We start from the raw sequence: 21169 nt of genomic DNA, 5'->3' as shown, positions 1-21169 counted from the left end.
TACCGAAAAAGTTTCTTCTACTTCCGGTCAGAAGCTCTGCAAGTCTTCTGGAAAATTTGTACAAATTCTAAAATCTTTTGTACAAATTTAAAAAAAACGTGCCGACGTTTTTTCCAGTTTCCGCCGACGTTTTCATTCATCTCTGCCCAGAAATGAAACGGGCAGTCGCCAACAACCGACAAACAAGCGCTTTTTCGCTTCGAAAGGATATTATTCATTCATTTATTATATCTTTGCACGACCAAAAACAAGAAATGAAAAGATGAAAAAACTAGCAATTTTCGACCTCGACGGAACGTTGCTCAATACGATAGCCGACCTTGCAGGAGCTACCAACTATGCATTGCGCGAATGTGGATACCCTACGCATGATACAGATGCATACCGCTACTTTGTAGGAAACGGCATCAACAAGCTCTTTGAGCGCGCCCTGCCGGAAAGTGAACGCAATGAAGCCAATATTCAGAAAATACGTTCGCTGTTTGTTCCTTATTATAATGTACACAATGCCGACCTCAGCCGTCCCTATCCGGGTATTGTCAATGTACTGGATACACTACAGCAAAGAGGCATGATGCTGGCCGTTGCTTCCAACAAGTATCAGGAGGCTACTTATAAACTGATCAAGCAATACTTTCCGGAAATAAAGTTTGTACAGATATTCGGGCAGCGAGAAGGAGTACCTGCCAAGCCCGATCCGAGCGTTGTTTTCGAGATTATTGAAAAAACAGGAGTTAACAAAGAAGCAGTAGTCTATCTGGGAGATTCGAGTGTCGACATGCAGACCGGAATAAATGCCGGGGTAACAACTATAGGTGTAAGCTGGGGGTTCCGTCCGCGCACGGAGCTGGAAGCTTATCATCCCGATTTCATTGCCGATCGTACGGAAGACATCCTGAAATTTCTGACTGCATAAAAAAAGCGCCACAGGTCTTGTACGTTTCCACTCAAGCGGAACCTGCATAACCTGTGGCGCATTAAAAAACTTTATCAGATAGAAAGCTCATCGAGCACTTTTATCAACGACTTATCCAGCGGCTTGTCTTTCTTGATAGCTTCCGTGAACGGAACATATACAATCTTGTCATTGCGGATACCAATCATTACGTTACGCTGGTCTTCCTTCAATGCTTCGATAGCTCCCACGCCCAGACGGCTTGCCAGAATACGGTCGTAAGCACTTGGAGAACCACCTCGCTGCAAATGTCCTAAGATGGTTACACGCACATCGTACTGCGGATATTCATTTTTCACACGTTCGGCATAATACATAGCACCGCCATTTTTCGGAGCTTCCGATACAATTACGATACTACTGTTCTTCGACTTACGGAAACCACGTCCGATAAACTTCTCAAGCTGGTCAACGTCTGTCTGATCTTCAGGGATAATGGCAGCTTCCGCACCCGAAGCTATCGCACTGTTCTGTGCCAGGAAACCGGCATCACGTCCCATAACTTCCACAAAGAAAATACGGTCGTGCGAAGTAGCCGTATCACGAATCTTATCCACACACTCTACAATTGTATTTAGTGCTGTATCATATCCGATAGTAGAATCGGTTCCATATAAATCATTGTCGATGGTTCCCGGCAAACCGATACACGGTACATCATATTCATTGGCAAATATACGTGCTCCGGTCAGTGAACCATTTCCACCAATAATAACCAAAGCATCAATACCTGCGGCTACCATATTATCGTATGCCACCTTACGTCCTTCGGGAGTCATAAAATCCTTCGAACGTGCAGTCTTCAGGATTGTACCTCCACGCTGAATAATACTGCTGACATCCTGTGTCGTGAGATCCTTAATCTCATTCCGAATCAAACCTTCATACCCTCGGTAGATACCTTTTACCGTATAACCGTTGCAAATAGCACTACGCGTCACAGCACGAATTGCTGCATTCATTCCTGATGCATCACCTCCTGATGTCAGGATACCAATACACTTAATTTGTTTCATATAACTCGCTTGTTGAATTTTACAATTCATAAATACCAGAAAACGGTACCCCAAAAATAGGACATTTCCCGAAAACAAAATAATCTGCATGTATAAATATCTATAAAATTCGCTGGCCGACAATAAAAAAGCTGCAATATTCCTCACGTTACATTTTCTTGCATAAACCGTACATTACCAGCTTTTCAAGCTATCAGACAGACTAAAAATGTTAGCAATGGAATAACTTTTGCAACATAGCTGTCAATCTGTCAAATTTTAATTTATTAATTTTGACATAACATTAATGATTAAAATCGACATTAAAAACATGAAAGCACACGTTCGTCTATTAACTATTGCCGCCTTAGGGCTGGCAAGTTCCGCTTATGCCGGCAAGTTACCGGCATCTGCTCCCGAAAAACCTTTATTCAGTCATTTTGTCTATACCGGACAAGATGAAATCTACCAAAAGTATCCTCTTGCCGCAGACGAATTTTATACACCTATCCTGCAAGGATGCTACCCGGATCCCAGCATTTGCCGTAAAGGAAATGACTACTACATGGCATGTTCTTCGTTTGCCGTCTTTCCGGGTGTTCCGGTTTTTCACTCCACCGATCTGGTAAACTGGGAACCGACAGGACATGCCCTGGAACGTCCTACCCAACTGAAACTGCAAAACTGCAAGATAAGCGAAGGCATATACGCACCCACTATCCGATATAATCCATACAATGATACCTTTTATATGATAACGACCCATATAGGAGGAGGAATGGGTAATATCATCGTTAAGACATCCAGTCCGGAAAAAGGATGGAGCGACCCGGTCAAGCTGAATTTCGACGGGATTGATCCATCTATTTTCTTCGACGACAACGGAAAAGCGTATGTCGTTCACAACGATGCTCCCGAACATGCTCTGTACGAAGGGCATCGAGTTATCAAAATTTGGGAATACGACATACAAAAGGATCAAGTGATGGCAGGTACAGACCGAGTGATAGTAAACGGAGGAACAGACATAAATAAAAAACCGATATGGATAGAAGCTCCACATCTATATAAAAAAGGAGGGAAATATTATCTGATGTGCGCCGAGGGAGGTACGGGCGACAACCACTCGGAGGTCGTATTCATAAGCGACAATGCAACAGGTCCCTATGTGCCGGCTGAAGTGAATCCCATACTCTCTCAAAGACATCTCCCAGCCAACCGCCCGAACAAAGTGGAATGGGCCGGACATGCCGATGTAGTAGAAACACCTTCGGGAGACTGGTACGGGGTATTCCTTGCTGTACGCCCCAATGAATGCAACCGAGTAAATACGGGAAGAGAAACTTTTATCCTGCCAGTAGACTGGTCGGGCAAATTTCCTGTATTTAAAGGTGGTATGGATCCATTACTTCCTAAACTGAAAATGCCGGAAGGTGTACAGAATCATACCGGCGAAAAGGGTTACGTACCAAATGCAAACTTTACGTTTTCTGACGATCTGACTTCCACACATTTGGACAGTCGCTGGGTAGGAATCCGCGACATGCGAGAGAAATTTATCACAACCGGAGATAAAGGGTTGCAAATCACTCCGTATGCAACCGATATCACAGAGGCCAAACCAACTTCTACCCTATTCTTCCGGCAACAGCATAATAACTTTACAGCATCGGTAGAGCTGACATACACCCCTGCATCAGAAAAAGACCTGGCTGGGATGATATGTTATCAGAATGAATCGTTTAATTACATTTTCGGAGTTACCCGCAGCGGAAAAGACTATCTCCTGTTGCTACAACGTACAGACAACGGCAAATCTACCATACTGGGAAGTACTGTCATCGACATCAGCCGTCCCCTGCGACTGCAAATAAAAGCACAGGGTGACAAATATACTTTCAGTTATTCTACTGACGGTACGTCATTCCACAATCTGGGAGGGACTGTATCGGGAGATATCCTGTCGACGAATGTTGCGGGTGGATTCACCGGAAACATGATAGGTCTTTATGCAACATCGGCCAATATGGTGAACTTGAAATAAAGTTATTTTTCACATTATACATTCTCAGAAAATCATTTTTCCAAAATCCGGCTCATGCTCAAGAATCAGCAACGAGCCGGATTTTTCATCAGAGCTCCAACAGCAAAAACTACTCGGCCGACAATGTGTCTATCTTCATTACATGATATACTCCGTCGTATTCGGCAGCAAATCCTTCATCGGTTTTTCCCATATCCAACACTTCCAGTACTGCATGTACCGGCGTACCATTCTTCTGTCCTTTAGTCAGCTCATCGTATTGCTTGTAAAGTTCTCCGGTCTTGTCTATCACCCAATAATCAGCCGTATCGCCATCGGCAACAAAAGAATAAACTTCGTGTCCGATGATAAGCCGTCCTTCTACCAATTTCGGCTGCTCGTCTAATTCTTTTCTCTGTATTTTTCCAGCCTTTCCTTCCGTAACTCTTGTATAAGCATAGGCAACTCCATTCTTTTCGAGAAGCAAAGTCTGCTCCGACAAATCCTTAATCAACAACGTATCGTCAAAAGCTATCGTCTGCCCGTTACCGATACTTTTTCCGGAAAGAATCAGCATTCCGTTTTCCTTTTTCCACGATTCATACTGAAGTGTAGCCATATTGATGGAAGTCGCCTTGCCGTCAGGTTCAAGCATAAAGCCTTGCTGCATCCCTTTCATGCCTGGTACGGGTTCTACCCATGCACCTTCTATTATATTTCCATCGCTGCAAGCCGGACACAAGACTGCACTACCCAACACAAGCACATTTAATAAAGTAAGATTCTTCATAACATTGGATTTTATAAAAATGATAAAATGCAAGTTATCAAGAATCAATGAAATCTGCAAGAAAAAAGGAAATTCGGAAAATAAAGAGCAAACAGAGATTTGAATAAATTAACTATTGACAATGCAGGATTCATATCTATCACACATTTAAAGAGTAAAAAAGGAAACTTCAACAATTAATTTAAACAGAACAATCATGAAAACACTTTTTTCTTTCCGCAAAGGAGTTGTTATAGCTGCGGCAATCGCCAGCATGGCTGGACTACAATCCTGCCTGGACGATGATGATAACAACTATTATTACCTCAATACTCCGAATGCGTTAGTTACCGCAAAGACCGACACAGACAATACGTTCTTCCTGCAACTGGATGACAGTACAACCCTACTGCCAGTAAACTATACCACATCTCCCTTCGGAGAAAAGGAAGTACGTGCGATAGCCAATATAGAAGAAGTAAACGAAGCAAGTGGGGCATATACCAAAGCCGTACGAATAAACTGGATAGACAGCATACTTACCAAACCGATTGCTCCGAATCTGGGTGAAGGAAATGACCAGACATACGGTACAGACCCGGTAGAAATCGTAAAAGACTGGGTAACCATTGCCGAAGACGGATACCTGACACTACGCTTCCGTACAATATGGGGCAACAGTTCGCAAGCACATTACGTCAATCTGCTTGCCGGAATCAATCCTGAAAAGCCATACGAAGTTGAATTCAGACACAATGCATATGGTGATACGTCGGGAGAATATGGTGATGCACTGGTTGCTTTCAAACTGGATGGCCTGCCCGATACGGAAGGAAAGACAGTCAAACTAACCCTGAAATGGAAATCATTCAGTGGAGAGAAATCGGCCGAATTTGATTATTGTACACGTAAGCCGACGGCTCCACAAAATCCGGCTATCACATCGGTAAGAAACAGCTATCAATTAAAATAGCAAGCTTATTGTTTCATATAGTCTGATTTACCAGACAATAATGTCCCGGCAGCATGTAATCCATATTCTATTATTTTGTAACACCCAAACCTTCAGCATGCTTGCCGGGACTTTTTTGGCATCAGAAAAAAAATACTGCCGGACATTTCTGGCAAAAAGCATGAAACATCCGGCAGATACAATAATTACAAGAGTGAAGAAAACACTCTTAAACAGTATAACGCATAACAAATTATAAATATTCGAACTCTACAGTATTGCGTACATCGGCAGAAGACGATGATACATAAGCCTTGAATTTACCCGGCTCAACCACCCATTGATGTTTGCTGTCGTCGAAGAATTGCAAGTCTTCCGGCTTGATGGTGAAAGTAATTTCTTTTTCCTCACCCGGCTGAAGTTCCACCTTCTGGAATCCCTTCAGTTCTTTCAGCGGACGAAGCAAAGAACATTTTTCATCACCAATATACAATTGAACGGTTTCCTTTCCAGCAACAGCTCCGGTATTCTTGACTTTCACCGATACCGACAGGGTTTCTCCAGCCTTCATCTGCTTAGCCGACAGGACAGGTTTGCTGTACTTGTAAGTAGTGTAACTCAGTCCATAGCCAAAGGGGAAGAGCGGTTTAATCTTCTTGGTATCATACCAACGATAACCAACCAGAATATCTTCTTTGTATTCCTGCTTGATGCTGTCGCCCGGATAGCTCATTTCGCCATAGAAATGTGCCGGACAATCTTTCAGTTTTGCCGGATATGAGAAAGGAAGCTTTCCGCTGGGGTTTACCTTTCCGGTCAATACATCGGCCAGTGCATCGCCACCTATCGAACCCAGATACCACGACTGCACAATGGAAGGTACTTCTTTTACCCACGGCATTTCGACAGCATTACCACTTACGATGACGGCTACCAGATTTTTATTGGCTTTCAGCAATTCCTCAATCAGTTCGTTCTGACCGAAAGGCAGTCCGAAAGTCAGACGGTCACCTCCTTCACAATCCTGAAAATGATTTTTATTCAGTCCGCCGATAAAGATAACCAAATCCGCCTGTGCAGCTTTTGCTACAGCATCATTCCGCAAAGAGTCCATCGTAGCCTGAGGAATCTTTTCCTCGCGTCCGTACATCGGACGACCGGCAGCATACCCTTGTGCATACACAATGCGGTCGCCAAAATATTTCTTCAGTCCATCCAGCGGAGAGATCACCTTCTTTACCTTCAGTTCGGATGAGCCTCCCCCCTGCATCAGGTTGCGTGTTGCATTATCTCCCACTACCAGTACTTTTTTATAACTATCGGGAGAAAGAGGCAATAAAGGCATTTTCTTTTTCTGCGCCTCGTTTTTCAAAAGCACAATACCTTCCGTTGCCACCCGATAAGCAGCCTGCTCGTGAGCTTCATTGGTCATGGAGCCAAAAGGTTTCTGGCGGTTCATCGAAGTACGGAAAATCAATCGCAATACGCGGGCTGCCTTATCGTTTACCACGTCCATTGGAATTTTTCCTTCCTTTATCATCTTCAGGTAATTCTTTCCCAGATAATAGTCATCGTAACCAAATTCAGACTCCGAAGTCAGACCGTTGGTATACGAACCCATTTCGATATCCAGTCCATACATAGCGGCTTCGTACGTATCATGCGCAGCTCCCCAGTCGGTTATCACGCACCCGTCGAAACCCCATTCACCTTTCAGAATCTCATTGTTCAGGAGCTTATGATGAGCGGCATGCATGCCACGTACCTTATTATATGCTCCCATGATACTCCAGACGCCGCCACGCTGCACAGCCGCCTTAAATGCCGGCAGATAAATCTCGTACAGCGCACGGTCGCTAACCTGCACATCAATATGTCCGCGCCAGAGTTCCTGATTATTCAAGGCATAATGTTTCACGCAGGCAGCAACTCCGTTTTTCTGTACTCCCTGAATATAAGGTACACACATCTCGGAAGCCAGATAAGGATCTTCTCCCAAGTATTCAAAGTTACGACCGTTAAGAGGTGTACGATAAATGTTCACACCCAGTCCCAACAGCACATCTTTCTTACGGTAACGGGCTTCTTCGCCGATAGCCTTTCCATACTGAGCTGCCAAAGACGGATTCCAGCTCGCAGCCAGACAAGTCAACGCAGGAAAAGCCGTACAACTGTCGCTTGTCCATCCGGCATATCCCCAGTCGTTCCAGTTGATTTCAGCACGAACTCCATGAGGACCATCACTCATCCATAGTTCGGGAATTCCCAAACGAGGACAGCCCGGCGAACTAAACTTACCTTGAGCATAACTCAATCGGGGCTTTTCCTCCAGAGTCATACGCTTCAAGGCATCCTGAACTCTCAGTTCCAGCGGTTGCTTGTCGTCCAGATAAACTGGAATTTCTGCTGCATTCTGAGCTTTTACAGGAGCCAATGCAGCCGTTAGCAGTCCTATAATCAAAAAGGTCTTTTTCATAATATCTATATCTTAGTTTAAACAAAATCCAATCAGTGTCATTCTGAAACAATCTCTACAACGGCATCTTCCAGCCCTTCGGCCACAGCCTTCAAGCGAGCAGCTCCGGTCTTTCCGTCATTTTGCAGAACAACCAGACACTTACCATTGAAAGCTTTGCGTTTATTATCCTTGAAACGTTCCATCGAAGTCTGACTACCATTGTCAACACCTGCTATAAAGAGATTACCTTCAACTTCAAAATGTACCAGATTATCAGCAAGAGGACACAAATTACCCTCCGCATCCACTATTTCTACCGTTACAAAACTCAAGTCCTTTCCATCCGCATTCAACGTATTCCGATCGGGGGTCAGACGAATCTTTTTCGGTTCTCCGGCAGTCCGAATCTCTTTTTCACCTACTATCTTTCCGTCTTTCCGTGCTACAACCTTCACACTACCCGGTTCATACTTCACACGCCAGACAACATGCAGGTGGTTTTCATCTTTAGTCTTTACACCTTGTGACTTCCCGTTCACAAACAGTTCTACCTCGTCTGCCTGATTGTAATAGCACCACATATCTACATCCTGACCAACCGTCCAGTTCCAATGCGGAAAAAGATGCAAGACCTGCTTGTTACTCCATTCCGACTGGTATAAATAATAGACATCCTTCGGGAAACCTGCCAAGTCAATAATTCCAAAATAAGAGCTTCGGGCAGGCCATCCATAAGGAGTAGGCTCACCGATATAATCGAATCCGGTCCATACATACTGCCCGCTGATAAAATCATTCTTCTTTGTCAGCAACAAATTCTCTTCGTGTGTGTTTCCCCACGGAGTATGACAGTTGTCGTACGAAGAGCAGGCAAACGTAGCATCGTAGAAAGGTTTGTCCCAGCGTTCCGGCCAGATAAACATTTCGTCACTCGGCATCCGGTAATATCCACGCGTCATCAAGGCCGAATTGCTTTCCGTTATGATAAACGGCTTGCCGGGAAAGTTACGGGGAACGTCAGGAATATTGACATTGTGATAGTTATAACCGATAATATCCAAAGCTCCGGAACGGAATAAATGATTCGCCGGATTCGGTTCGTTGCACCCAGCCGTGACCGGACGAGTAGGGTCCAGCGCCTTTACAAAATCAGCCAATTTTTTAGTCAGCAAGGAATTTACACTCACCTCTCCTTCTTTCGCCAGCATATCGGCCGAATGTCCGAAGTTCAAAATCAGATTCGCCTCTTCCAACGAAAGTGTATCAGCCTGTGCATCACTCCATTGTTCCAAGACCTCATTGCCGATACTCCACATGAATACAGACGGATGATTACGGTCACGAAGAATAAAATCGTGCAAATCCCGTTCATGCCACTCATTGAAATACAGCGAATAATCGTAAGCCGTCTTCTTTTTGCGCCACATATCAAAAGCCTCATCCATCACAATAAAGCCCATGCGGTCGCACAAGTCGAGCCACTCGGGAGCCGGAGGATTATGAGAACAACGAATGCCGTTACATCCCATCTCCTTCAACATCTGCAACTGCCGTTCCATGGCACGTACGTTAACGGCTGCTCCCAAGCATCCTAAGTCGTGATGCATGCAAACACCGTTTATTTTTGTCGGCTTGCCGTTCAAGACAAATCCTTTTGCAGCATCGAAAGAGAACGTACGGATACCCACAGGCGTTACATAACGATCCACACACTGTCCGCCTTTCACCACCTCAGTCACCAGAGAATAGAGATAAGGATGCTCCACATCCCATAACTGAGGAGAAGTAACTTTCAATTTTTGAGCAATCTCTGCCGATTCTTCAGCAACAACATTCGCCGGAGATTCTACCTGAGCAACTTCTTTTCCTTCAGCATCTTTCAAAACAGAACGTACAGTTACATCAGCATTCTCCTTACCTGCATTTTCCAACGTCGTAACCAGATTCAAGGAAGCACCCTGCCCGTCGACATTCTCTGTCGTAACATATATGCCCCATTCTGCCACACGTACATCTCCTGTCTTCAGCAACCACACATTACGATAGATGCCGCAGCCAGAGTACCAGCGAGAATTAGGTTGTTCCGCATTATCTACACGTACGGCTATTACATTCTTTTCTCCCCATTTCAGATAGGGAGTCAGATCATAACTGAACGAAATATATCCGTAGGGGCGTTTTCCCAAACAAGTACCATTAATGAAAACTTCCGAATTCATATACACTCCATCGAACTCGATACGGAAATGTTTTCCTTTATCCTTGTTCTCTGCTACGAAAGTTTTCCTATACCATCCGACACCTCCCGGTAAAGCTCCTCCACCTGTACCCGAAGGATTATCCTGACTGAAGTCACCTTCGATAGCCCAGTCGTGCGGCAAGTTCAGCTTTCTCCAGGCAGAATCTACAAACTCCGGTCGTGCAGCCCGTGAATCATCTGTTAAAGAGAAAAGCCATCCTTCATTAAAGCTCAACTTTTCCCTACACTCCGGAGAAAGAGAGCTGCATGCCCCCTGAAAAAGCATGCAGCATATCCCCATAATAACAATTTGAGTTAACTTACGATTCATCTTTTACAACTGAATAGTTTGTGATGTTCCGTTATATTTCACGACAATACCTTTGGCATTCATATCAAAAGGTTTCGGGCTGTCAGCGTTCACCTGAATGATTTCGAATGTACGTTCTTTCAGCATACCGTCGAACTCTCCCTTCCGTTCCCCGATAACCAACTGCTTCTTAGCCTCATCATAAGTCATCGGAATCATGGTATACTTACCTTGTTCGTAGTTGTAGTTTACACCTTCATCTTCATACAATGTAAATGCCGCATCGGCACCCTGATAAACATACAGCTTGATATAATCGGCTTTCTTTTCATCCGTATACTGAATCTCCGGTCCGAAAGGAACAATTGAGCCAGCGCGAACGAACAACGGAATACGTTCGTAAGGAGCATCTACTGCTTTCTTTTCGCCACCAGCCTGGAATTTACCCGTATAGAAATCGTACCATCCTGCTGATTTCGGGAAATAAACCTCACGACTTCTGTCGCCGTAATGATAAACCGGAGAAACCATAAACGACGGACCGAACATAAACTGGTCGCCTATATTGTTTACGTTTGTATCATCCGTAAAGTCCATTACCAGCGGACGCATAATCGTATAATCATTAAACCACGTCATACCTGCCAAAGAATAGATATACGGCATCAGACGATAACGGAGTTTGGAATAATAAACAACCGAGTTGTAAGCCGGATGACCTTCGGGAGCAATTTCCCATATCTCACGGAACGGATACTGTCCGTGCGCACGGTACAACGGACAGAATGCACCAAACTGATACCAGCGCGCATTCAGTTCACGCCATTCCTTATAATCCGCATTTTCCGTTTTCGTTGCATTCCACTGCTGTTGTCCGGCTACATAACGATTCTCGACACAGAACCCACCAATATCCATGGTCCAGTAAGGAATACCACTTATCGCATAATTCAAACCAGCCGTAATCTGAGCTTTCATATCCTCCCAACGGGTAGCAATGTCACCGCTCCATGTAGCTGTAGAATAGCGCTGCAATCCGGCAAATCCGGAACGAGTCAACAAGAACACACGCTTATTGTTATCCACTCCACGCTGACCATCATAAATAGCTTCCGCATTCATCAGTGCATAAGCATTGAAATATTCGGTTGAAGGTCCCAAAGCCGTAGGTCCACACAAGTCCTTGCGATACTGCATGTCGGTACAATCTCGGATGTTTGGTTCGCTGGCATCCATCCACCAAGCATCAATTCCCAGCGGATAATAATGATCATACATCTGCTTCCAGAACAGCTTGCGTGCATCAGCATCGTAAGCATCATAGAAACCATAATGGTAACCCGGACCTACCCAGTCCTTCAGGCTATCCTTGACAGACTGCTGATAAATCCATCCGTTCTTATCAAATTCCTTATAATGCTCCGTGGTAACATAGAACTTCGGCCATACAGAAACCATCATCCGACCATGCATTGCATGAATGGAGTCGACCATTGCCTTCGGATTTGGGAAACGTTTCTTGTCGAATTCATGACTTCCCCACGCATTTTCCGTCCAATGCAACCAGTCGAGTACGATATTATCAATAGGAATATTCCGGTCGCGGAAACCTTTCAGGGCACCCAACATTTCATCCGAATTGTTATATTTTTCACGACTCTGCCAGAATCCCATAGCCCACTTAGGCATGATAGGTGCTTTTCCGGTCAACGTACGATAACCACTGATTACATCATCCATATCATCGCCGGCTATAAAATAATAATCAAGCTGTTTGGTCATTTCGCTCCACCACGACTGCTTGCCTTGTTCTTTCGGGTCTACCGGACTCAATACGCGCAATCCTGAATAGGAAACAGCTCCATCGGGTTCCCATTCTACTTTAATAGGCACCTTTTTCCCAGCTTCCAGATTAACCGCAAACTTATAGCTGTTTGGATTCCATGCCGTACGCCAACGCTCTGGCACGACCAACTCATTATTTATATATACCTTAGTATATCCCGCATAATACAAGATGAACTTAAACTCACCCGTCTGCGAGGGCTCAATCATTCCCTCATAAGTAACTTTCGCTCCCATGAACGGGAAATTTTCCGGCAGATTTACCACCTTCGACAAGTCTTCACGCTTCAAATGTTCGAAATAAAGCGAATCTTCCCGGCGTACCAGCGTTTCCGCTCCCGACTTTTCATCAGGCACATATGTACCCGTCAATGCTCCTTCCTTACCATCCTTATCATAAAGCTTAAAGACTTTTCCCAGTTGAGAGTAATCATTTGGATTACCAAAACGACACAGAGAATAACTGTCGAGCAGAACACCATAATTCTTATTCGAAACGATAAAAGGAACAGAAACCTTTGTATTATACTGGAAAAGCTCTTCGTTCTTTCCTTTATAATTGAACTCTTCCGACTGATGCTGACCTAATCCATAGAAAGCCTCGTCGTCAGGAGATTCGAATACCTGACGGATGGAATAACCTTTCGTACCTTCTACCTCGATTGGAGTAAATGTTTTTCCTCCACCTTTATTTTCCTGAAGAATCATCTTACCGTTTTCATCCGTAAACCAGACCTCACCGGTAGAACTCAGGACAAAAGCCTTGACTTCTTTTGTAGAAACAGTGATAGTATCTCCCTGTTGAGAAACGGTAAACGGTGTCTGCTTTTCCTGAGGTACAACAATCAGACTCTTTGAATCGGCAAACTTGCTGTCGGGAGTAGCAGACACGTGAATCAGTTTATCTCCCATTACCTGAAAACGGACAAGGCGAGTTTTCTGCTCTCCCTGCTGCTGTACTTTCACAATTACACCATTATCTGTTTGTTCATAACTTTTCCGGAGCAGGAACCGAAGATAAGACCTGCCAACAAACAGTAAGAAATGTTTTTCATATTCATAACCTATGTTTAAAGTTAAATATCAATACTTCTTTTTTATCATGTATTGCAAATTTAAGCATTCCCCTAAAGAACAACTATTTATAATGTTTTTCAAAAGGGAGAGTTTTTATTATCAAGGTTAATCAAATGTTTCTATTTAGGGTATTATTTGTTATTTCATTTCCTTTTCCTGATAGGCAGAAGGCAAAACCCCAAATTCTTCCTTAAAATAACGGCTGAAATACTTCGGATTATTAAAGCCCACCTGAAATGCTATTTCAGAAACATGGAGCTGGCTGTCACGCAACAATTGTGCCGCCCGCTTCAAGCGGATGACACGTATAAATTCTATCGGAGTCTTTCCCGTTATCTGTAACATCTTCTTATATAAGTGCACACGACTCATACCCAATTCCCGACTTAGTTCCTCTACCGACAGGTCACTACGAGAAATATTATCCTCTACATATTTCACTGCCTTTTCTATCAGTTTTTCATCCAAAGAAGTAATGACGATGTCACTGGGAGCAGGGTCGATTGTCCCTTTCGAAGTATTGTAACGGCTCAATTCAATCAGCTTCCGGATACGCAAAACCAAAATTGTCATATTAAATGGTTTCGTCACGTAGTCATCCGCACCGATACTCAATCCTTCTACTTTCGATTCCGTAGTCTGTTTTGCAGAAAGCAATATCACCGGAATATGAGCTGTACGCTTATCTTGCTTTATCAGTTTACACAATTCATTTCCATCCATCTCCGGCATCATGATATCACTGACCACCAGATCGGGCATTTCTTCGCAATTCTGCAAGAAATCCCAGGCTTCTTTTCCATTTGAAGCAAGTTTTACCCGATACTGCAACCCCAGACTCGATTCCATAAACGTACGGAAATCGGCATTATCGTCTACAACCAGCAAGAGAGGGAACTGACTTCTATCTACTTCATTCACCGACTGTCCGGATGATTCCGACAACAAGCCGGGTACCGGCATCGTATTAATAGGGTGATATTGTATGTCGACATGCTTGACAGGTATATGTACAACAAAGACAGATCCCTTACCAATATTATCGAAAACGGTGACACTACCCCCATGCAAGGCAACAAAGTCGTGCACCAGACTCAGTCCGATACCCGTACCTCCTGTACTATCTCCTCCTTCTTTATTTTCCGTCTGATAAAAACGATCGAATATATGTTCCTTATCCGCATCACTGATTCCGATACCCGTATCGGCCACCTTTATTTCAATCAGTTCGTTTTCCTCCTGAAGATGTTCCAGCATGACAGTCACCCTTCCGCCCTCCGGAGTAAACTTAAACGCATTGGCAAGCAGATTCATCACAATTTTCCCAATCTTGTCGGCATCAAAAGCCATCGTAAAATGATCTACACTCGAAAAGAACGAGAAATGTATCTGTTTTTTGTCCGCCATCAGCAGGAATGAATCGCAGACACCCTGAATATAGGGAATAATATCCCCTTCCGAAAGTGACAGATGATGTGAACTCATCTCCCCCTTACGGAAATCGAGTAACTGGTTGACCAGCATCAGCAACCGGTGTGCATTCCGATACATCAACTGAAGACGCATCTTCCGGCTCTCGTCATTATCAGCCTCTTTCAGCATCTGTTCCAGCGGCGCAATAATCAACGTCAGCGGAGTACGCAACTCGTGACTGATATTAGTAAAGAAACGGAACTTCATATTGTTCACCTCTTCGTTCTTCGCCACCTCCAGTTCAATCTGATGCAACCGGAAACGTTCCCTTTCACGCTTCAGAATCTGATGGCGAGCCAGCAGCAATACGCCGATACCCGCCAGTACATACAACACATAAGCCCACCACGACATCCAGAACGGAGGGAGAACTTCTATTTCAAACTGAGAGACCTCCTTGCCTACATAGCCGTCGCTATTGACAGCCTTCACGCTCAAGACATAATTTCCGGGAGCCAGGTTTGTAAAAGTAACGCTATGTATTCCCTCCGGCAACGACAACCATTCTTTGCTAAAGCCCTTAAGCTGATACTTATAACGAGTCTTTTCGGGCAAAAACATGTTATCGGAAGCCAAAGATATGGTAAAGATATTTTGTTTATATTCCAACTTCAATTTACCTATCCGGTTAAGAGATTCAGGAAGCACCACACGTCCGTCTATCTTCTCGCCTACCTGTACTTCCTTATTAAATAAAGACAAGCCTGTAAACATTACTTTCGGAAGCATTTTATTGTAATGTACATTTTCCGGACTGAAGACATTAACGCCATACAATCCGCCGACCAGAATGGCATTATTATTCAACAACCGAATAGAACGGAGATTAAAATCACAATTCTGTAAGCCATCCTTGTCATTATATACATGAGGAACAAACCGATAATCTCCATTTTCCTTTTTTGCTACATTCAAGTGAATAAGCTGACGCGCAGAAGTAATCCACATATCTCCATTGGCATCTTCCACTATACCGGCAATAATACCTCCGTTATCCGGCATAATATCGGAAAGTCCCTTCAGTTTTCTCGTCTTCACATCGTAGACATCCAGTCCGCCACGCGTCGCAATCCAAATCAGTCCCCGACTATCCTTAAAAACCTGATTGATTTCATTATGTGCAAGGCCTGCACTGTCTTTCTCACGCAAGATCGTCTTTATCTTACGACTTTCCAAATCAAAAATAGCAACTCCCTGACTGGCTGTACCTATAACCAGATCATTTTCATCGGTCAGACACAAGGAAGCTACATGATAGTCATCCAGTCCAGCCTTCTTCAAGTCGATGGTTTCGAATGTATTATCCGACGGATGCAAACACTGTATACCAGCATCCAGTAAACCAATCCATATATTTCCCTTGCGGTCTTCCTGCAATGCCCATATTTTATTACTGATTAAATGACTTTCATCACCCGCCTTGAAAGAGCGTACCCGGTTTCTTCCTTCGATGCAATACAAGCCACCGTTGAAAGTTCCCACCCAAAGTTTTCCGTCGCGAGCCTTCATCAACGTAACAACAGGAGCTTCACCCAGTTCAAAATGCTTCTCCACCTGACGGAGAGAAAAATTCCAAAGCAACACGCCGTTATCGTTTGTCCCCAGCCATGCCCTGTCTTCTCCCTCAGACTCTATGCTTGTCACATCGCCTACATAATCAATATCAAACTTAAAAATACTTTCACCGTAATAAGAAATACCTTTCTTATAGGTACCAACCCATACGATTCCATCCCTGTCGGTATAAAGGGTATAAACAGTATTGTGCGACAATCCTCTGTCCGTACCCTTGTCCGCTACCACAGACTTAATCTTCCAAGTGGATTTTTCCAGAATATCGATTCCACTATAATCTTTTCCCATCCAGATTCTTCCCTTGGCATCCTGTGTAATGGTATGAACAAAGTCGGAACGATTCTTCCAACGTGCAGCAAGTTCCTTATTCCATTTTCCCGTACGCAAATCGTATGCCCACACGCCTTCAATGCCATATATCCAAATACAATCCTCTCTGTCAACAAACAAAGAAAAATCAATCTGTACCTGTGGAGAGTCTTGCTGTATTTCTTTCTTTATCCATTTTACAGTCTGATTATTCCGATCGATACAAACCAGCAGACCTGTATCATATACCAGCAAGATACCGTCCTTACATTCTGCCACATCCGAAACACTTAAAAGCGGAAGATTACATTTTTGAAAAGACATGTAACTTGTCTTTTTGTCTTTATCATACCGGTAGCAGCCCTCTCCCATAACATATATCCAGACATTTCCGGCAGAATCGACAAATACTTTATCAGGAACACCCTTACTTCCCAACGAAGTCATAAAAGAATTTAAATCTGAATGAAATACTTCTTTCGCCTTATCGAACAACACATACCCTTTTGCCGTTTTAATCCAGAACAATCCGTCGGGCTGCTCTACTATATCTTCTACAAAATTATCGGGAAGAGAATTCGGATTATTCTCCTGACGGGTAAATACTTTGAACGTATAGCCGTCGTAACAATTCAGTCCGGCCATCGTACCAAACCACATCAGTCCTTCACTATCCTTGTAAATGCAACGGACTGAATTGTTCGACAATCCATCCGAAACCTCCAGATGCTTGAACATAAGTGACTGCGCATGAAGACAAAGCAATGAAAAAAACAAGGTAAGCAAAGTGTATATCCTTCTCATATCAGGTAACGTTTTCTAAAGCAAAGAAAATGAAGTTTAATTAAACAAGCAAGAATCTTTTTTCCTTTTTTCTTTCCCACGCGCTACAAAACAGATAACAATCAGCATGTTCACAGCATGAATACCTGTAAAATCTATTCTTATCCGCCGGGAAAGTTTCCAAAAGCTCAGGAAAAGGCGAAAATGATTTGTACAAAAGTTTTTATTTTTTGTACAAATTTTCAAAAAACGTCAAGAGGAATTTCCTCAAAGATGCAAAGGTCTGAATCACAGACCGACGTTCCATAAAAATGCCCTTCACATTCCAACATAAAACCATGCAAGAATGTGAAGGGCGTGAAGGGCAAAAACAGATCTTTTATGTTTATTTGATACCGTTCATCAGACCATTATATTCCAATTCGTCGTAAACCTGCAAGTTCTTGCGGTCGAGAATCCCGTCGCCTCTGTCCCAATAGAACGGGACAAGTCCACGAGCGTTTGCTTCACGAACTACACATTCATCGAAAGCAGCACGCGACAAATCGTGTCCTTCCTGTGCCTGCTCGTCGGGCAATGTACGACGTACAGCAGCAAATTCTCCAATGATAACCGGAATACCCTTGTCGGTAAATCTTTCTTTCAGCTTCTGGAACTGTGCCTGTACGTAGCTCTCTCCACAAATGTTATCCCATCTGCCCTCATACGCACCGGTAGCATATTTCTTGTTCTCTTCGCCCCAAAAATAGAAAGCCTTTCCCCAGCTTTCATCTTTTTCCATGCCACAGAACTGCCAGGAGCTGTAATAATGTATTTCTACACTTAAGCGATTGGGAGTTTCGTCAACAGGCAACGCATTCATATACTGCATAGTCTTGTCGATATCGGTAGACGGTCCCTGAACAATCAGGTTACGGTATACATTCTTTCCGCCGGTAGCTCTTACTGCATCGACAAACGTCTGTTCGTATTTCAGCAAGGTAGCCATGTCATCTTCGTCCTCTACATTCGGCTCATTGCATCCGGCAAACAGCAAATGTTCATCGTAATCGCGGAAATAAGTGGCAATCTGAGTCCACAATGTCTTCTGCTTATTGTTCACTTCTTCATTATATCCGTTGGGAATATCGTTCTCAAGCCATCCTCCATCCCAGTGGATGTTTAAGATAGCATACAAGTCGTTCTGCATACAATAGTCTACAACCTCTTTTACACGTGCCAGCCAGGTAGCCTTGATTTCATAAGTTGTTTCATCATTCAAATACTGATCCCATGCACACGGTATACGTACTGCATTGAATCCCATCTCACGAATCTTGTTTATCATGGCAAGCGTCGTTGCAGGATTTCCCCAGGCAGTTTCACCTCCCGCAGCTTCCAGCGAGTTACCCAAGTTCCATCCTATCTTGATATTACGCATCAAATCAGGAGCATCCTGTTCCATACCAGTTTTATCCGGCTCGGGAGTAGAAAGAATATTCTGGGTTACTGTAACAGACTCGGTCAGGTCATCCAGCGTAAATACAATGGTAGCAGTACGGACTTCCCCCGTAACGTTCTGATCGGCTACGAAAGTTTCTGTACGAGTTTCGACCGCACGTGTTTCAACCCGCTGAATCCAGTCGGCATCAATCTCCACCTGACAGTCGCCTGTAGTCTGCATTTCTACCAAAAACTCTCCGCCTTCACCCGGCAGTTCGTATTCATGCTGTGCTACCAGTAAATAATCATTGGCAGTCTGCACCACCTTTACCGAACCATTTACCTCGGCGCCTTTTATAGTTATTACAGCAGTCCTGACTTCAGTATCAGGGTTTTCGGTAACATGCACCAGATACTTGGCTGTTTTTTGCGACGTAGAAACCTGCTGAACCACAGAACACCAGTCGGCAGCATCGGAAGATACTTCGTAAGCCACATTCGACTGAATATACAAAAGGGCTTCACTCTCATGCTTTCCGAAAGTCAGTTCTTCCTTCGAAATTTTCAGATATGGACTTCCTGTATCATCCTCATCGGAGCAAGCTCCAAGGAACAGACTTACCAGACAAGTAATCGTTCCTAAAAAATAGACAAATAGTTTTTTCATAGTGATATTTTATGGTTATGGATAAAAGGACACACATACAAGAATATTTTCCTGTATGCATGTCCTTTCAACGTTGTAATTACAAAATTTTCAATTCATCGATTGTTACGTTTACAGCTTCCGGATCGGCAATGTCACTGTACATATCGAAAATATCGATAACAAATACAATCACGCCATTGTAGGCTGATTCCGGTTTCATCTTGATGGTATAAGTTCCGTTACCTTTCACTTTTACGTCACTTGTACCGGAATAAGCTGGCCACCATCCGTTTGCCGTACACATCAGTCCGGCATCATATTCCTTGGTAGCAGCATCCCCTGTCAAACCACTGATTGTAAATGTAAGTTCCATCGAATAGTCGAACACAATGCTTGCCGGATCAATCGGGCTGGCAGAAGCCGTTTCGCCATACATGTTGTAAAGTTCAATACGGAAATTATTTTTTTCAGACTCCAGATTTCCCCACACCAACTTAGAATTATCGACAGCAATCGATGTCATTTCCGGTTGTGAAGTTCCTCCACCAGCATTCGGAATAAAATGATAAGCCTGATATTCATTCTTCTCGGAGCTGCGTGCACCCAGCCACATACCCATTACCGTACCGGATGCTGATTCAATACTCAAAATACGAAGCTGATTATTGGCATCTGCCCCAAACATGATGTCACCACCGCCGATATGATAAGTAGGAACACTTCCACTAAATGTATAAATACCTTTTTCATCCAGTGTATAAGTTCCGCTTGCAGTAGTACCGTCAGGCATGGCAAATTCATATGTCATGGCTTTTGAGTCGAGTGTCATGGAAAGCTGATCCAATCCGTTTACAGGTGCAGCCCAGTCCGGATAATTACCGGCAGTAAAGTTATTCATCAAACTACCATCCAGATTAGCCCAATCGAAAGGAACATCGGTCGACATAGTCCACTTAATCTTGCTGGTCACCACTTCCGATACCATATCTTCCCATCCGTCCGGCAGAGCAGGTTCCGGATCCGGCTGGTCTTCCGGAACGTAATTGTCGGCATATTCTTTCGAAACAAAGTTCCAGATCAACCACCATGGACCTTCACTGTTATCACGCATTACCCCGATACGCATATGATTCTCGTCCAGTTCCAGCAACTTCAGGTCGCGACTCCAGTTCGTGCTTCGGTCGCTCCATGAAGGAGTATGCAGCAATTCACAATCGGTAAACGTAATGGTATGATTACCTGAGTTCGGGATAAGTTTAGAATAAGGCCAGTTGTTTTGAGTCCTCAATATAGTATCCTTGCAATGCATCCGGTTTGTTTTCAAAGAAACAATAA

9 protein-coding genes and 2 pseudogenes are annotated in these 21169 nt (G+C 43.8%); 3 read left to right on the top strand and 8 right to left on the bottom strand.

The window, feature by feature from the left end:
- Window positions 1-262: 262 nt before the first annotated feature.
- Entirely contained in the window at window positions 263-916 is a 654-nt protein-coding gene (locus ACZM60_RS07605) for an HAD family hydrolase (protein ID WP_021971743.1), read from the top strand.
- 74 nt (window positions 917-990) lie between these two features.
- Here ACZM60_RS07605 and pfkA read toward each other — a convergent pair whose 3' ends face one another.
- Window positions 991-1971, bottom strand: a complete 981-nt coding sequence (gene pfkA / locus ACZM60_RS07600) for a 6-phosphofructokinase (protein ID WP_021971742.1) — start codon at window positions 1969-1971, stop codon at window positions 991-993.
- 310 nt (window positions 1972-2281) lie between these two features.
- On the opposite strand from pfkA, the gene ACZM60_RS07595 reads away from it, so the two are divergent.
- Complete coding sequence (locus ACZM60_RS07595; protein ID WP_489521198.1) at window positions 2282-3994, top strand: glycoside hydrolase family 43 protein; 1713 nt, start codon at window positions 2282-2284, stop codon at window positions 3992-3994.
- A gap of 109 nt (window positions 3995-4103) precedes the next feature.
- Here the strand turns inward: ACZM60_RS07595 and ACZM60_RS07590 are convergent, their stop codons facing one another.
- Complete coding sequence (locus ACZM60_RS07590) at window positions 4104-4763, bottom strand: lipocalin-like domain-containing protein (RefSeq protein ID WP_489521197.1); 660 nt, start codon at window positions 4761-4763, stop codon at window positions 4104-4106.
- Between the two features lie 196 nt (window positions 4764-4959).
- Between ACZM60_RS07590 and ACZM60_RS07585 the strand changes: the two genes are divergently transcribed.
- Window positions 4960-5715 (top strand): NigD1/NigD2 family lipoprotein, encoded by a 756-nt coding sequence (locus ACZM60_RS07585; protein WP_489521196.1) that lies wholly within the window; start codon window positions 4960-4962, stop codon window positions 5713-5715.
- 232 nt (window positions 5716-5947) lie between these two features.
- On the opposite strand, the gene ACZM60_RS07580 is transcribed toward ACZM60_RS07585, so the two are convergent.
- The 6 genes and pseudogenes from ACZM60_RS07580 to ACZM60_RS07555 all read right to left on the bottom strand — a co-directional run.
- Window positions 5948-8170: a glycoside hydrolase family 3 C-terminal domain-containing protein gene (locus tag ACZM60_RS07580; protein ID WP_489521195.1), complete on the bottom strand. Its 2223-nt coding sequence runs from the start codon at window positions 8168-8170 to the stop codon at window positions 5948-5950.
- 38 nt (window positions 8171-8208) lie between these two features.
- Complete coding sequence (locus tag ACZM60_RS07575) at window positions 8209-10722, bottom strand: glycoside hydrolase family 2 TIM barrel-domain containing protein (protein WP_489521194.1); 2514 nt, start codon at window positions 10720-10722, stop codon at window positions 8209-8211.
- Window positions 10723-10725: 3 nt separating this feature from the next.
- Window positions 10726-13607, bottom strand: a pseudogene (locus tag ACZM60_RS07570) (TIM-barrel domain-containing protein).
- A gap of 154 nt (window positions 13608-13761) precedes the next feature.
- The gene (locus ACZM60_RS07565; protein WP_489521193.1) at window positions 13762-17784 is read right to left on the bottom strand and encodes a hybrid sensor histidine kinase/response regulator transcription factor; all 4023 of its coding nucleotides are present in this window, start codon (window positions 17782-17784) and stop codon (window positions 13762-13764) included.
- A 364-nt stretch (window positions 17785-18148) separates the two neighbouring features.
- Complete coding sequence (locus tag ACZM60_RS07560) at window positions 18149-19852, bottom strand: cellulase family glycosylhydrolase (protein ID WP_489521192.1); 1704 nt, start codon at window positions 19850-19852, stop codon at window positions 18149-18151.
- Between the two features lie 79 nt (window positions 19853-19931).
- A pseudogene (locus ACZM60_RS07555) lies at window positions 19932-21169 on the bottom strand (hypothetical protein); the annotation flags it as partial.

The organism is Phocaeicola sp. (genome assembly GCF_057861905.1).
This window is presented reverse-complemented; position numbering and strand designations above follow the sequence as displayed.

Coding starts and splice junctions, on each gene's coding strand:
- ACZM60_RS07605 (WP_021971743.1), top strand. CDS start 263: ATGAAAAAACTAGCAATTTTCGACCTCGACGGAACGTTGCTCAATACG.
- pfkA (WP_021971742.1), bottom strand. CDS start 1,971: ATGAAACAAATTAAGTGTATTGGTATCCTGACATCAGGAGGTGATGCA.
- ACZM60_RS07595 (WP_489521198.1), top strand. CDS start 2,282: ATGAAAGCACACGTTCGTCTATTAACTATTGCCGCCTTAGGGCTGGCA.
- ACZM60_RS07590 (WP_489521197.1), bottom strand. CDS start 4,763: ATGAAGAATCTTACTTTATTAAATGTGCTTGTGTTGGGTAGTGCAGTC.
- ACZM60_RS07585 (WP_489521196.1), top strand. CDS start 4,960: ATGAAAACACTTTTTTCTTTCCGCAAAGGAGTTGTTATAGCTGCGGCA.
- ACZM60_RS07580 (WP_489521195.1), bottom strand. CDS start 8,170: ATGAAAAAGACCTTTTTGATTATAGGACTGCTAACGGCTGCATTGGCT.
- ACZM60_RS07575 (WP_489521194.1), bottom strand. CDS start 10,722: ATGAATCGTAAGTTAACTCAAATTGTTATTATGGGGATATGCTGCATG.
- ACZM60_RS07565 (WP_489521193.1), bottom strand. CDS start 17,784: ATGAGAAGGATATACACTTTGCTTACCTTGTTTTTTTCATTGCTTTGT.
- ACZM60_RS07560 (WP_489521192.1), bottom strand. CDS start 19,852: ATGAAAAAACTATTTGTCTATTTTTTAGGAACGATTACTTGTCTGGTA.